The following is a 14,568-nucleotide window of genomic DNA, read 5'->3' on the forward strand; positions in this document are numbered from 1 at the left end:
AGGTGAGGCTCCGATCACCCGTTGATCATGGAGAAGGTCGGCTTCCGACGCCCCGGAGACCCGACTTTCTCCATGATCAACGGCTCAGGCTGGCGGTGATGTTGGCGGCGGCGCGGCGGCGCGGGCGGCGAAGGGCTGGCCGAGGATCGCCGACGTCAACGCCTCGACGGGCTCGACCGGGGAGCGCGGGTTCGACAGCAGGGTGAAGTCGATGTCGCCGAGCTCCGGCAGGCCGACCGACGCGGGCAGGGCTTGGAGGTCGGCCGGGACCAGGCTGCTCGGGAAGACCGCGACCCCGATGCCGGCCCGGGCCGCGGCGAGGACGCCGTTCACCTCCAGGGTCTTGCAGGTGATCTTCCAGCTGCGGCCGGACTCCGCGAGCACCCGCAGCGCCGTCACCCGGCTGACCGACGGCGCGGTGTAGGTGATCAGCGGGATGGGCTCGTCCGGCCGGACCTGGGTGCCGGGCAGCCCGATCCACACCAGCCGGTCGCGGCGGACGACGCGGCCGACGGTCTCGCCGGGGAACTCCTTGATGAAGACGAGGTCGAGCTGGTTGGCCTCCAGCCGGCGCATCAACGTGCGGGTCTGGGTGACCGTCAGCTCCAGGTTGATCCGCGGGTGCAGCTGCCGGAACGCCCGCAGGACGGCGGGCAGCTGGGCCAGCGCGAGGTCGTCGGCCGCGCCGAAGCGGAGCCGGCCGCGCATCGCCGTCCCGGTGAAGTAGCTGGCGGCCTCGTCGTGGGCGGCGAGGATCGAGCGGGCGAAGCCGGCCATCGCCTCGCCGTTGTCGGTGAGCGTGACGGCGCGGGTGTCGCGCAGCAGCAGCTGCCGGCCGGCCGCCTCCTCCAGCCGCCGGACGTGCTGGCTGACGCTCGGCTGGCTGATGCCCAGCTGCTGCGCCGCCTGGGTGAAGCTCAGCGTCGACGCCACGGCCAGGAATGTCCGCAGATGCACCGGATCGAACACGGGTCACCGCCTGTCATTGAGTTCCGTGATGACATTTATAGCCCTTATCGGCTCAACGAATCGGCATTCAGCACCTAACGTTGAACACGGTCCTGCCACTGTGGCGGGACCGCTGCACGCCGACCATCAACCATCGCTCCATCTAAAGGAACCGCAACCGTGAGACCGGCGCCCGCCGCCCTTCACCCGTCCTCACCAGCCCACTCAGATACCCGCCCGGTCGCTCGTCGCCGTACCGACGAGCCGGGCCGCTCGCACTGGCGCGACACGTTCGCCTCCCTGCGGGTCCGCAACTACCGCCTCTACGTCATCTCCCAGATCCTGACCAACACGTGCGGCTGGATGCAGCGCGTCGCACAGGACTGGCTCATCCTCAGCCTGACCGGCAACGTCGCCTGGGTCGGACTCACCGTCAGCCTCCAGCTCGCCCCCATGCTCGTGTTCGGCCTGTGGGGCGGCGTCGTCGCCGACCGGTTCGACAAGCGCAAGCTGCTGATGATCACGCAGTCGCTGTTCGCGCTGTCAGCGCTGATGCTGGGCATGCTGACGCTGCTCGGCGCGATCCAGCCGTGGCACGTGCTGGCCAGCGCCGCGTTCCTGGGCATGGCGATCGTCGTCGACAACCCGGCCCGGCAGGCGTTCGTCCCGGAGGTCGCCGGGCACCAGCACCTGCGCAACGCGATCAGCATCAACTCGACGGTGTTCCAGCTGGGCGCGCTGGTCGGCCCGGCGCTGGCCGCCGTCGGCATCGCGCTGGTCGGCGAGGGCTGGTCGTTCGTCGTCAACGCGCTGGCCGGCGTCGTCGCCGTCGTGCTGCTGGTGGCGATGCGCGCGTCCGAGCTGTCCGCCGCGCCGGCGATCGAGCGCACCCGCGGGCAGCTGCGCGAGGGCCTGCGCTACGTCGGCGACAAGCCGGTCATCCTGTGGTCGGTCGTGCTTGTCGGCTTCGTCGCGATCACCGGCATCAACCTCGCCACCGTCCTGGCCGCGTACGCCGACGACGTGTTCGGCATCGGGTCGGCCGGCTACGGCCTGCTGAACTCATGCCTCGCCGCCGGCGCCGTCGCCGGCGCGCTGGCCTCGACCCGGCGCAAGACCCTGCGGCTGCGCACGCTGGTCTACACCGCCGGCGTGCTCGGAGTGCTGCAGATGGTGGCCGGCGCGGTCGCGTGGCTGCCGCTGTTCTGCGTGGTGCTGGTCGCCGTGGGCGCGGCGTCGCTGCTGTACCTGACCGGCGGCAACACGATGGTCCAGACGGCGGTCGCCGGCACCATGCGCGGCCGGGTCATGGCGCTGTACATCCTCGTGCTGTTCGGCGCGCAGGCCGGCTCCGGCACGCTGATCGGCTGGGTCGCGCACGAGTTCGGCGCGCACGTGGCCATGGTCGCCTGCGGCGCCGGTCCGCTGCTGGGCGCCGTCATCGTCGGGGCGGTGCTGGCCCGGAAGAGCAGGCTGACCACCCGGCTCATCCTGCGCGACCGGCCCGGCCGCGGCGTGCTGTACGTCGTGCCGCGCGACTCCGTGCCGGCGGCGGCCGTGTCGCTGTCCCCGGGCCTGCTCAGCCGAGGTCTGCGCGGACGGCCGCGGTCGACGCATCCGGCGGAGCGACGGCGATGGCGGCAGTCCCGCTCGGTGCCGGCCCGCACGGCGTACCCGCGCCAGCACACCGACCGGACCTGGACCCGCACCGGCCGGCTGCGCTGATCCCGGCGGCGAGACAGGGCGCCGGGCCGGTGTGACCCTCGGCACCGGCCCGGCAGGTATCGGTCAGCGGCCGACCGCGTTCTCCAATTCCTTCTTGGTCATCGTCGAGCGGCCCTTGACGCCTTTCTCCTTGGCCTCGTTGTAGAGCTGCGCCTTCGTCCGCCCACCCGAGCCCTTGCCGGATCGCAGTCCGCCACGCCGGCCGGACGAGATGTCGTCGGTGGACGAGCGGCTCTTCTGGCGTGCCTCGCCGGACCTCGCCCGCTCCTTGTTGACGGTGCGTGCGGCGATCTCCTCGGCGCGATCCTCGCTGTAGTCGCGGTCCTCCAAGCCTTCCTTGATGTGCTCGTACTGCCGCTCCCGCTTGGCGCTCCATTCCCTCGGCATGGCGATCACCTCCGTCCCCTTGGCCCGTACCCGTCCGGGCCGAAACCAACCACCGTCGTTTGCGGCCGGACGCACGGGGTAGCAGGGCGAACAGGGAGGGACGACATGAGCGATCCGTACAGCCCCGACGACGAAGCCAACCGCGACCCCGGCGCCTCTCAGGAGGAGGCCGGCGTCCCGGAGATCGCCGACGACCTGCGTCCGACCGACGACACCCCCGAACCCGAGGCCCGTTCGGTGCCGACGGACGCACCCACCTACGGCCTGTTCCGGGTCGAGGAGGAGCGGACGCTGGACGACCGGCTGGCAGAGGAGGCGCCCGAAGACGACCCCAGAACCGACGAGGCGCAGACCGACGTCGCCGGCGACGGCGTCACCGGCATGCACATCGAGACCGAGCCCGACAGCTGACCACCGCACGAGGGAGGCACGATGCGACTCGACGCCCTCACCCGCATCCTCGACCACCAGGGACCGTTCGCCAGCGCGCTGATGGACGTCAGCCGGACGACGGAGGACGCGCGCCAGCAGCTGGAGTTGCGCGGCCGGGCGGCCCGGGCGGAGCTCGCGGCGGCCGGCGCGCCGCACGCCGTCGCGGAGGAGGTGGTCAGGCGACTGCTGGAGCCGACCGGAAAGCCGGGCGAGACGGCGCGGTTCGTGGTGGCGGGGCGGGACGGCGTGCTGGTCGACGAGACGCTGCCGCACTGGTCCGGGCGCGAGGTGCTGACCTGGGGCCCGCTGCCCGACACGACGGCGTGGCTGGCCTACCAGGAGGCGGCGGTGCCGGTGCTCGTCGTCCTGGCCGATCACCTCGGGGCCGACCTGCACCAGTGCGCCGCCTGGGGCCGCGAGCCGACCACCGTCCACACCGTCGACGGCAGCACGGAGAACCTCAGCAAGGTGCCCGACGGCGGATGGGCCATGGCCGACCTGCAGAGACGCACCGACGAGGTCTGGCGGTTCAACGCCCGCGCGGTCGTGGCCGAGGTGGAGCGGCTGGCCGGATCCGAGCCGCCGCTGATCGTGCTCGCCGGCGACCCGCGCGCCCGGCACGACGTCCGCGCCGGCCTGCCGCCGCACGTCGCCGAGCACGTGGTCGAGGCCGAACACGGCAGCCGCGCCGGCGGCGCCTCGAACGAGGCGTTCCTCAGGGAGACGGACGCCGCGGTCAGGCGGGCGGTCGACGAGCGGCGGCGGCGCGCCGTGGAGCGGCTGGAGGAGCACCTCGGCCGGCACTACGCCGTCGCCGTCGGCCTCGCCGAGGTCCTGGACATGACCGTCCAGGCCGGTGTGGAGACCGTCGTCCTCGACGAGGTGCGGGCGGCGCACCGCACGGTGCGCCCGGCCGACTACCCGTACCTGCCGCTGCCCGACGGCGTGCGCGTGGCCCTCGTCGTGCGGTCGGACCTGCTGGTGCTGGCCGCTGCGGCCGCCACCGGCGCGGAGGCGGTCTTCACCGCACCGTCCCTGCTTCCCGATGACGGCGTCGCCGCGCTGCTGCGGTGGGACCGGCCGCCCCGGTAGGCGTGAAATGGGCTCAGCCGACGTCGGCCGGCCGCGACGCGACGATCTGCTCGGCCCGCTCGCTGAGCTTGACGCCGTGATCGCGGGCGCTATTGCGCAGTATCGCGAACGCCTGCTCCGCGTCGATGCCGTAGCGCTCCATCAGCACGCCCTGCGCCTGGCCGATCGTGTGTCGTGCCTGCATCGCCTGGCGCAACCCGGACTCGTGCCGGGCGGACACCAGCGCGACGGACGCATGCCGGGCGTAGAGCCGGGCGAGCTCCGCGCGCTCGGCGGCGAACGCGTGCGTCTTCGACGAGTAGACGCTCAACGCGCCGATGGACGACCGATGGGTGCCGAGACCGAGCGACAGCACGCTCTGGAAGCCGAGTTCGCTGACCGGGCGGCTCCAGCTGCTCCAGCGTGCGTCGGCCGCGACGTCGTCGACCAGGACGGCGTCGCCCGCGCACATGGCCTGCAGGCCGGGGCCTTCGGCGCACCGGATCTGGACCAGGTCGGCCTCCGCGGCCTCGGGGCTGGTGGCCGACATCACCGCCGGCCGGCCTGCCTGCCGGAACATGACGGCCACGCCGTCGCCGCCGGTGAGAGCCTTGGCGTACTCGAGCACGCTCTGGACCGTGCTCTCGACATCGGGCTCGCCGTGCAGATCGGCGGCAGCCTCGGCGAGTTCGGACGTGGGTCTGAGATCCATTGCTCCGCCTCACCTTCTCACAAGAGCACCACTGCTCCACACCGATGAACAGACAGTTCTGTCTACCGCGCGACAGCGAACGGTGTCAACGGGTATGGTGAATCGTCATGCAGGCTCCGGACCCCACCGGCGCCACGCCGAACGCGAGAGAGCGCATCCTGGCGACCGCCTACCGGCTGTTCGCCCGCCGTGGGGTGCTCGGCGTGGGCGTCGACGAAGTCATCGAACGCTCCCATGTCGCCAAGGCCACCTTCTACAAGCACTTCCCGTCCAAGAACGACCTGGTCCTGGCGTTTCTCGACCGCCGGGAGCGCGAGTGGACCGTCGGGCTGGTCGAGACCGAGTCGCACAAGCGCGGCGACACGGCGGAGGAGCGGCTGCTCGCCATCTTCGACGTGTTCGACGAGTGGTTCCGCAGCGACGACTTCGACGGCATCGCCTTCATCACCGTGCTGCTCGAGATGGGACGGTCACATCCGCTGGGGCAGGCCAGCATCCAGCACCTGGCCAACCTGCGCGCAATCGTCAGCAAGCGCGCCGCCGAGGCAGGCCTGCGCGAGCCCGAGGAGTTCGCGCGGTCGTGGCAGATCCTCATGAAGGGCTCCATCATCGCCGCGCTCGAGGGCGACGTCGACGCCGCCCGGCGCTCCAAGGTCATGGCCGGCCACCTCATCGCGCAGTACCGCTGATCACCGTCCGGCGTAGAGTGGCAGACGGGGAGAGCACCGCAACGGGGGGCTGAGCAGATGACTGGTAACGAATCCCCGACGGGACGCGACCTCACCGAGCTCCTCAGTGCGGTGCAGAACCTGCTGCTCGACGCACCGCGAGTCGAGCAGTTCCTCACCGAGCTCGCGAAGCTGGCCGCCGACGTGGTCGAGCCGCCGGCGTCATGCGGCATCACCACCAGCTACGACGGCCAGCCACGCACCATCGTCAGCAGCGACCCCCGCGCCGCGCAGGTCGACGAGGGCCAGTACGCCGGCGGCTGGGGCCCGTGCGTGCACAGCCTGGCCACCGGTGAGGTGGTCGAGATCGCCGACCAGGAGTCCGACCCGCGCTGGCCGGAGTACCGCGTCCACGCCATCGCACTGGGCGTGCGGTCGTCGCTGAGCCTGCCGCTGAGCGTGAACGGCGAGGTGGTCGGCGCCATGAACCTCTACGACTTCGATGAGCCCGAGGCGTTCGACATCCAGAACCGGCGCCGCGCCGAGACATTCGCCGCGCAGGCGTCGACGGCACTGACGCTCGCGCTGCGCCAGGCGCACGACGCCGAACTGGCCGACCAACTCGAGCAGGCACTGGCCACCCGCAGCGTCATCGACCAGGCCGTCGGCATCCTCATGGCCCAGCAGCGCTGCGCCGCCGACCAGGCGTTCGCACTGCTGCGCAAACACTCCCAGAACAACAACCTCAAGCTGCGCACCGTCGCCGAGCGCCTGGTCGCCAAGGTGTCCGGGCAGCCGGCGCCGCAGGTGGCCGCGTTCCAGCGGCGGCCGAACGGGGCCGGCGGCGAGCCTAGGCCGGGCCTCAACGGCGGCGGTGCGGGCGCTAGCCCCGGCGCGTCACGCCGCGGGTGATTTGTCTTTCCGGGTCGTGCTCGGTACGTTGACGGTCTCCGGTTAAGACGTCAGCCGGCGGCAGCACCGCCGCATCAGGCCGACGCCCCGAGGTCTTCATGGACACGCCGTCCGAGGCGCTCCCGGAACCCGAACCGGACACCGTCACCCGGCTCCTGGCCGCCGCCGCCTCACAGCTCTACCTGCAGCCAGACGTGCGCTCGACGGTGACCGCCGTCGTCCAGCAGGGGGTGGAGATCGTCGGCGGCGACGCCGCGAGCGCCACGCTGCTGCGCCCCCGTGGCGAGCGCGAGGTGGTCGCCGGCACGAGCAGCCGCGCGGAGGAGGCCGACGCCATCCAGTTCGACCTCGACGAGGGACCGTCGCTCACCGCGCTGATCGAGCAGGCCCCGGTCCTCGTCGAGGACACGACCACCGAACCGCGCTGGCCGCGGTGGCGGGCGGCCGTCGCGGAGATCGGCTACCGCAGCCTGCTGGCGCTGCCGCTGGACCTCGGGCCGCACTACTCGGGCGCGATCGTCGTGTTCTGGGAGCTGCCCGAGCAGCCGGCCGACCGCAACGTCGCCGTCGCCCGGCTGCTGATGCGGCACGCCGCCATCGCGATCACCGACGCGCGCCGGTCGTCGACGTTGCGCGAGGCCATCGACGCCCGGTACGAGATCGGGCTGGCTCAGGGCATCCTCATGGAACGCTACGGCCTGGACGCCGCCCAGTCGTTCGAGGTGCTGCGCCGCTACTCGCGCGACAACAACGTCAAGCTCAGCCGGGTCGCGGCGAACGTCGTGCGCACCCGGTCGCTGCCCGACGCCCACGGCAGCGGCGAGTGACCCAGTAGGCTGGTGCACCGGCGACCGGCCGCGTGCGCCGGTTGCCGCACGGGAGCCGCCGCTTTGACCACACGAGCCGAGGTGACGTCGCGACTGGCCCAGGCGGTCGCCGACGCCGGCCCGGGTGCGCCGCGGGCGGTCCGGCTCGGCGAGAGCTGCCGCTCCATCCTCGGCGCCGACGGCGTCGCCGTCGTGCTCGCCTACACGCTCCCACAACGGCTGACCGTCTGCGTCACCGACGACGTCGTCGCGAGCGTCGAGGACCTGCAGGACGTCCTCGGCGAGGGACCGGGCGTCGACGCCTACCGGTCCGGCACGGCGGTGGCCGCGAGCCTCGGCACCGGTGACGCCGCGCGGCGCTGGCCGCTGTTCACCGAGGCGGCGCTCCGCCAGACAGGCCCGCTGACGATCGTCGCGGTCCCGGTGCCGGTGGGCGCCGCCGTGCTCGGCGTGCTCACGGCGTACCGCACGGGGACCGGCCACCCGGCGCCGGAGGCCGAGCTGACGACGCACCTGGCGGCCGCCGTGGGCGTGACGTTGCTCCACGACCTCGAGATCGACCACGACTGCGACCTCGCCGAGACGGACGGCGAGCCCACCGGCGTCTGGGCCGGGCGTGCCGAGGTGCACCAGGCCACCGGCTTCCTGGTGGCGCGGCTGGGCCTGTCGCCGGAGGACGCGCTCGCGCTACTGCGGGCCCGGGCCTACGCGGCCGGGGTCACGCTGGGCGAGATCGCGCACCAGGTCCTGGACCGCGCCGTCGACCTCACCCCGGACGGCACCGGCGGCCGCCCGCCGAACCGCTGATCGACGGGGACGGCCACTCCGCTCCCGGGAAGGGGGGCTTCGCCGGGGAGCGGAGTGCCGATTCCCCCGTGGACGGATGTACCGGCCGGCCCTGCACCTCCACCCGTCACTATGTAGGAGTCACCAGCGGTCCGGATCAGCACGCGGCGATTCCGGATTTTCTCCGGCTCACCCCGGCCCGGCGCCGTCGTCGTCCAGACCGGCGACGACGATGCCGGTCAGCTCGGTGCGCGACCGGATGCCGAGCTTGCGGAAGATGCGGCCCAGGTGCGCCTCGACGGTGCGGACGGAGACGAACAGCTCGGCGGCGATCTCCCGATTGCGCCGTCCGCTGGCGACAAGGGTGGCGATGCGCTGTTCGGCGTCGGTGAGGTCGGCGAGCCGGGTGGTGGGAGCCACTGGCCCGCCCGCGGCGCCGAGCTCCTGACCGGCCCGGCCGGCCAAAGCGATCGCGCCGCTCTCCTGGGCCAGCACGACGGTGCGCTGCAGCCACGACCGGGCGTCGGTGCGGCGGCCGAGCCGGCGCAGCCGCTCGCCGAAGCAGAGCAGCGTGCGCGCCTGCTCGACCGGCGACACCGCGTCTGTGGCGGTCTCGACCGCCTCGCGGAACAGCGTCAGCGCGTCCTCGCCCTCGCTGGCCAGCGCCCGGCAGCGGGCGACGGTGTGCCGCGCCCACGCCGTCGGGACGCGTTCGGCGCGCAGCTCGAACTCGGCCAGCGCGGCGCGGGCGCGTCCCAGTTCGCCGCTGCGCACGCACGCCTCGATGTAGTCGGGCTCGACGGCGAGGATGGATGGGTCGGAGTGCTCCAAAGCCTGCCGGCGGGCGTGGTCGAGCACCGACATCGCCTCGTCGAACCGGCCGAGCAGCAGCAGGAACGCGCCGGTCTCGGCCTGCATCACGGCCGTTGCCCACGAGTCGCCGTGCCGCCGTGACCCCTCGATGGACTGGCGGCGGCGCTCCCAGGCGGCCTCGTCCTCGCCCAGGTAGGCGTTGGCGCGGATCATGTACGCGGGCACCAACGCGCGGTGCGCGCTGTCGGCGTCGACGCGGTCCCAGGCGGCCGCCGCCTCGACGGCCTCGCGCAGCCGGCCGGCCCGCAGCTCCAGCTGGACCAGCCCGGCCAGCGCCGCCCGCAGCAGCAGCGGCGAGTCGCCGAACTGCCCGCTGGTGACCGCGCGCAGCAGCCGCCGCGCCTGCCCGTACCGCTCGGCCCGGACCAGTACGGTCGCGTGCAGCAGGTTCGTCTCGGCCTCGCCGAACAGGTCCTCGGCGCCGGCGGCGTCGGCCTCGACCAGCTCCACCGCGCGGTCCAGCTCGCCGCTGACGGAGGCCAGCAGTGCGGCCGTGCGCCGGTGCGTGGCGCGGGTGGCCGCGTCGAAGTCGTCGCTGAACCGCTCCGCCAGGGCCAGGAACCGGGCCGCCTCGGCCTGCTCCATCCGCCCGGCCAGCCCGTGTGCGGCGGCGAGGTCGAGCGCGGCCGCGCGGGTCGGGTCGATCGGCGCGACTTCCTCGACGTGCCGGCTGACCAGGCCGGTCGCGACCTCGCCGTCGAGCAGGTTGCGGGCGCGCACCTCCAGCAGCGCGAAGTCGGCCCGCTGCTCGGGCGTGGTGTCGAGCCGGAACCGCTCGCGCGCGATGTGCACCGCCTCGTCCAGGCGACCGGCGAGGACGGCGAACCGCCCGGCCTGCAGCAGCCGCCCCACCCGCTCACTGGACTTGGACGTGAGCCGGACCGCCTCGCGCGCGAACGCCAGCGACCGCTCCACCTCGCCGCGGACCAGCGACTCGGCGGCCACCCGCTCCAGCCGCTTCGCCAGTTCGTCGTCGTGGTCGTGCCGGGTCTGTGCCAGGTGCCAGAGCTGCCAGCCGGGGTCGGAGTCCTCGTACGCGGCGGCCAGCGCCTGGTGGGCGGCGTCGCGCTCGGCCATGGTGGCGGCCTGCCAGATGATCGAACGGACGGCCGGGCGCTTCAGCGTGAACGTGCCGTCGGATCGATTCAGGTGCTCGGCGAAGAGCCAGGCGATGTGCGGTGCGTCCGGCGAACCGAGCGCGTTCAGCAGCGGCGTCAGGCGGTGGTCCTCGCTGCCGGTGGCCACCAGCAGCGCGAACCGCTGGTCGTCGGTGAGCGACCCCAGCTCGGGCAGCTGCAGCGCCTGCAGTACCGGCGAATGCGGCAGGTGCCGGTCCAGCTCCACCTGTCCGAGCAGCTGTACGTCCGGCACCCGGCCGACGACGTCGAGCAGGGCGCGCGGGTTGCCGCCGACCCGGGCGGCGATACGGGCCGCGACGCTGTGCAGGGTGTGCGAGCCGGCCGCCCGGCGGACCAGCTCGGTCGCGTCGGTGGGCGGCAGCTCACCGAGGCGGATCAGCGGCAGCCCGAGCAGCGGGGGCACGCGCTCGGCGGTGTCGACGACCACCAGGAACACCAGCGGCGACGTCCCGACCCGGCGGGCCACGAAGCCCAGCACCTCCAGCGACTGCGGGTCGAGGAGGTGCGCGTCGTCGATGACGATGACCAGCGGCCGCCGCACCCGGCTGATCACCGGCTGCACCTGGACGGCGATCTCGTACGCCGACGCGGTCTGGTCCAGCTGCGTCGTCAGGTCGTCGACCAGCCGCGCGGCCTGCCGCTGCTGTTCAGGCTCCAGCGAGCCGACGACCGCAGATAGGACGAGATGCAGCCCCGAGAACGGCCAGCCGCGCTCGGAGTCGGCGGCGACGACCGATGACACGGTCACCTCGTCGAGCCCGGTCAGCCGCCCGGAACGCGCGTCGTCGGCCACGGCACGCACCAGCGCGCTCTTGCCGACGCCCGCGGCTCCCTCCACGACGACCGCGCCCCCCTCGCCGGCCGTCAACCTGAGCAGGACTTCGCGGATCCTGGTCTGTTCACTGTCGCGACCGATCAACGCGTCGCGTACGTCCTTGTCCACCCGTTCCCCTCACCCTGCGATCACTCCACATCGCCGGGCCCCCCATCGCGACCTTCACCCATGATCGCGGTCCGGCACCCTCCCAGGACGGCAGAAGCCGACACTGCTGACGGGTCGGCTGGGGTGGATCGTGGGGTGAGGAAGGGGGTGAGTCTAAGATCGTCATCGGGCGAGTGGCAGAGGGAGATCGCACGATGCAAGGTGCCGAGGGTGACCGCCGGCGGGCGGGGCCACGCCCCATTCTGTCCCGGCCGCGTCTCAGCGAGCCGCTGACCAGGCGCGACGCGGCGCCCATCGTCGTCGTCCAGGGCCCGCCCGGATTGGGCAAGTCGCTGCTGCTCGACGACGTCGCCCGCCGGCTGGGTCCCGGCCTGGTGGCGCGGGTCGATCCGGACGCCGGTGACGACCTCGGCGCCGTCGTCGACGAGATCCTTGCCCACGTGGTCGCCGACGACGCGGCGGACCCGCCGGCGATCCTGCTCGACGACGTCGTCCGGCCCAACGGCGACGGCGTACGCGCCGCGCTGCGGTCGGTGCGCGACCACGACACCCGCCTGCTGCTGAGCACGCGGATCCTCCCCGGCTGGGTGACGGCCGACCGGCTGCTCGACGGCACCATCCAGCTCGTCGGGCTGCCGGACCTGCTGTTCGACGCCTCCGAGGTCCGGCAGCTGGCCACCCGGTTCCGGGTCGCGCTGAGCGCCGACGACCTCGCCGAGCTGGAGCAGACGACGGACGGCTGGCCGGCGCTGGTCGTCGCGTGGCTGCGCTCCCGGCGGCCGGACGCGACGCTGTCCGAACGCAAGTTGCATGACCTGATCGACCGCTTCGTCCGCATCGAGGTGCTCGGCGACCTCGGCCCCGCGGACCGCGCCCTGCTCACCGACGCGGCGGCCGCGCCGCGGTTCGACGCGACCGTGTTGGCGCTGCTGCTCGAGGACCAGGCGCTGCCGGCCTACGCGGCGACCCTGATCGACCGGTGGGCGACGGCCGGCCGGCTGGTTCCGGCCTCCGACGACGGGCACTGGCGGCTGCCGCAGCCGGTCCGCCGCTGCCTGCTCGACCAGCTGGATCTCGAGCAGCCGGGCCGGCGCAGCGACCTGGTGACTCGTGCCGTCCGGCTGCTGGTCGCGCGCGGCCGCACCACCGACGCGCTGCCCCTGGTGGTCGACGCCACGCTGGACGAGGCGACCGCCGGCAGCGTGGTGCGAGCCAGCTGGGAGCCGGCGGTCGCCCGCGGCCAGTTCGACGACCTGCTTCCGGCAGTGGACACACTGCCCGACGACGTCGTCGCCGCCGATCCGGTGCTGTTGCTGCTGGCCGCGATCTCCGCCGTCGCGCCGCCGCCGGACCTCGACACCTTCGCCCGCCGGGTGGCGCAGGCCGACCGGCTGGTCGACCAGCACACGCTGAGCGGCACGCTGCTGACCATCCGATGCTTCCAGATGGTGCTGGCCCGGGCACGCGGCGACGCCGCGGCCGCCGTCGCCGTCGAGCGGAAGGGCAAGGCGCTGATCGACGCGGCCACCGACGACCAGCGGCGCGATCACCTCGACCGCGTCGTCTACTTCGACTGGCAGACCGGCGCCAACCGGCTCGCCACCGGCGAGCTCGACGCCGCCGAGAGCATCCTCAGCCACACCGCCACCCAGGCCCGGCACCACGGCATCGCCTGGCACGAGGCGAACAGCGAGGCGCTGCGCTCGTACACGTCGTTCCTGCGCGGCGACCTCGCCGGCGCGGCCCGGCAGTCGCGGTCGGCTGCGGAGATCGCCCGGCGGCACGGCTGGACCGACAACCAGTTCACCGACCACATCCACCTCACCCGCGGCGCACTCGACCTCGAGCACGGGCGCACCACCGGGGTGGCCGAGCGGTTGCACCGCGCCCAGCGCCGGGTCGACCGCGACGCCGTCCCGCCGGCAGCCCGGCTGGCGCACGTCTGGTCGGTGCTCGCGCTGCTGGCGGGCGACCGCACGGCCGCCGGGCACGCCGAGCTGCTCACCGGCGACGGCTACGACACCAACCGGCTGCCGCTCAACCGGCTACTCGCGACGATCGCCCGGGCGCACGCGCTGCTGGCCCGCGACGACCCGAAGGCCGCGTTGGACGTGCTCGAGAGCGCGGTCGCGCCGCCCGGGCACGCCGCGCTGCTCGCCGTCGCGCGGGCCCGGGCCCTGCTGACCGCCCACGACCCGCTGGAGGCGAGCCGCGAGCTGGCGGCCCTCGGCGACCTCGGCGCCGTCCCGCTGACCGTCCGCGCCGACGTCTATGCCCTGCACGTCGAGAGCGCCCTGCAGCGGGGCGTCACCGCCGACGGCGACGTCCACCAGCTGCTCGCGCTGGTCGAGCGCACCGGCGCCCGGCGGCAGCTGCTGCTGCCGCCGGCGCTGCGGACGGCGATCACCGGCGGCGACCTGCCGCTGCCGTCGTCGGGCCCGCTGAGCACGCTGGCGGTCGAGCTGGCGGCGCTGCACCGTGCCAACACCACCGGCGCGCCCACACTGTCCGAGCGTGAGACCGAGGTGCTGTTGTCGCTGGACGGGCCGGACACCCTCAGCGAGATCGCCAAGTCGATGTACATCTCCGGCAACACGCTGAAGACGACGGCCCGCTCGCTGTACCGCAAGCTCGGCGCGGCCGATCGCTACGAGGCCGTCACGGTGGCCCGGGCACTGGCGATCCTGCCGCCCGCCCCCTGACCCGCTCGCGCCGTCCCACGCCTCCTGAGTTGATCTTGGAGTAATGGCGGTATCTATCGGACATTTCGGCTCCAATAGCGCGCTTACTCCAAGATCGACTCGGGAGGCGTGTGCGGAGGGCCCGGCGTGCCGTCGATCGACGGCGCGCCGGGCCCTTCGTCGAGCGCGGGGCCGGCCGCAGCCGGCCCCGCGGTCGTGTGTCAGCTGGTCAGGCCTCCCGTCCCATGACGGCGCCGGGTGGCGACCAGGACGGAGGCGCCGGCCAGGAGCAGCAGCGCCCCGGCGAGGAGCAGCGGGGTGGAGCTGCTGCCGGTGTCGGCGAGGTCGTCGTCGTCACCGTCACCGCCGCCATCGCCGCCGCCATCGCCGCCGCCACCGTTGTCGTCGCCGTCCTCGTCGCCGTCATCGCCACCCGGGGGCGGCGTGCCGGGGGTGTCCGGCGG

At 73.4% G+C, this 14,568-nt stretch carries 13 protein-coding genes; 8 read left to right on the forward strand and 5 right to left on the reverse strand.

Annotated elements, in window-relative coordinates:
- Window positions 1-84: 84 nt before the first annotated feature.
- A complete protein-coding gene (locus E1262_RS19300; protein WP_132104763.1) occupies window positions 85-969 on the reverse strand; it encodes a LysR substrate-binding domain-containing protein in 885 nt (294 codons plus the stop codon).
- A gap of 159 nt (window positions 970-1,128) precedes the next feature.
- Here E1262_RS19300 and E1262_RS19305 point away from each other — a divergent pair, with 159 nt between their 5' ends.
- Window positions 1,129-2,673, forward strand: a complete 1,545-nt coding sequence (locus tag E1262_RS19305; protein ID WP_132104764.1) for an MFS transporter — start codon at window positions 1,129-1,131, stop codon at window positions 2,671-2,673.
- A 63-nt stretch (window positions 2,674-2,736) separates the two neighbouring features.
- Here the strand turns inward: E1262_RS19305 and E1262_RS19310 are convergent, their stop codons facing one another.
- Window positions 2,737-3,060, reverse strand: a complete 324-nt coding sequence (locus E1262_RS19310; RefSeq protein ID WP_132104765.1) for a plasmid stabilization protein — start codon at window positions 3,058-3,060, stop codon at window positions 2,737-2,739.
- A gap of 105 nt (window positions 3,061-3,165) precedes the next feature.
- Between E1262_RS19310 and E1262_RS19315 the strand changes: the two genes are divergently transcribed.
- Both E1262_RS19315 and E1262_RS19320 read left to right on the forward strand, forming a co-directional pair.
- Complete coding sequence (locus E1262_RS19315; RefSeq protein WP_132104766.1) at window positions 3,166-3,471, forward strand: hypothetical protein; 306 nt, start codon at window positions 3,166-3,168, stop codon at window positions 3,469-3,471.
- Window positions 3,472-3,492: 21 nt separating this feature from the next.
- On the forward strand, window positions 3,493-4,584 hold the full coding sequence (locus tag E1262_RS19320) for a baeRF2 domain-containing protein (protein WP_132104767.1): 1,092 nt from the start codon (window positions 3,493-3,495) through the stop codon (window positions 4,582-4,584).
- A gap of 13 nt (window positions 4,585-4,597) precedes the next feature.
- Here the strand turns inward: E1262_RS19320 and E1262_RS19325 are convergent, their stop codons facing one another.
- The gene (locus tag E1262_RS19325; RefSeq protein WP_132104768.1) at window positions 4,598-5,275 is read right to left on the reverse strand and encodes a GAF and ANTAR domain-containing protein; all 678 of its coding nucleotides are present in this window, start codon (window positions 5,273-5,275) and stop codon (window positions 4,598-4,600) included.
- A gap of 107 nt (window positions 5,276-5,382) precedes the next feature.
- On the opposite strand from E1262_RS19325, the gene E1262_RS19330 reads away from it, so the two are divergent.
- The 4 genes from E1262_RS19330 (at window position 5,383) to E1262_RS19345 (ending at window position 8,489) form a co-directional block, all read left to right on the forward strand.
- Window positions 5,383-5,964, forward strand: a complete 582-nt coding sequence (locus E1262_RS19330) for a TetR/AcrR family transcriptional regulator (protein WP_132104769.1) — start codon at window positions 5,383-5,385, stop codon at window positions 5,962-5,964.
- A gap of 57 nt (window positions 5,965-6,021) precedes the next feature.
- Window positions 6,022-6,855 (forward strand): GAF and ANTAR domain-containing protein, encoded by an 834-nt coding sequence (locus E1262_RS19335; RefSeq protein WP_132104770.1) that lies wholly within the window; start codon window positions 6,022-6,024, stop codon window positions 6,853-6,855.
- Window positions 6,856-6,953: 98 nt separating this feature from the next.
- Entirely contained in the window at window positions 6,954-7,682 is a 729-nt protein-coding gene (locus tag E1262_RS19340) for a GAF and ANTAR domain-containing protein (protein WP_132104771.1), read from the forward strand.
- Window positions 7,683-7,763: 81 nt separating this feature from the next.
- Entirely contained in the window at window positions 7,764-8,489 is a 726-nt protein-coding gene (locus tag E1262_RS19345; protein WP_162605997.1) for a GAF domain-containing protein, read from the forward strand.
- 168 nt (window positions 8,490-8,657) lie between these two features.
- Here E1262_RS19345 and E1262_RS19350 read toward each other — a convergent pair whose 3' ends face one another.
- Window positions 8,658-11,423 carry a helix-turn-helix transcriptional regulator gene (locus tag E1262_RS19350; RefSeq protein ID WP_132104773.1) on the reverse strand — a complete coding sequence of 922 codons (2,766 nt, stop codon included), beginning with the start codon at window positions 11,421-11,423 and terminating at the stop codon, window positions 8,658-8,660.
- A gap of 194 nt (window positions 11,424-11,617) precedes the next feature.
- On the opposite strand from E1262_RS19350, the gene E1262_RS19355 reads away from it, so the two are divergent.
- Window positions 11,618-14,125 carry a LuxR C-terminal-related transcriptional regulator gene (locus tag E1262_RS19355; protein WP_132104774.1) on the forward strand — a complete coding sequence of 836 codons (2,508 nt, stop codon included), beginning with the start codon at window positions 11,618-11,620 and terminating at the stop codon, window positions 14,123-14,125.
- A 200-nt stretch (window positions 14,126-14,325) separates the two neighbouring features.
- On the opposite strand, the gene E1262_RS19360 is transcribed toward E1262_RS19355, so the two are convergent.
- The coding region (locus E1262_RS19360; RefSeq protein ID WP_132104775.1) for an LAETG motif-containing sortase-dependent surface protein at window positions 14,326-14,568 on the reverse strand (243 nt) is incomplete at its 5' end.

It is taken from the genome of Jiangella aurantiaca (assembly GCF_004349105.1).
In the GTDB taxonomy this organism is placed as follows: domain Bacteria; phylum Actinomycetota; class Actinomycetes; order Jiangellales; family Jiangellaceae; genus Jiangella; species Jiangella aurantiaca.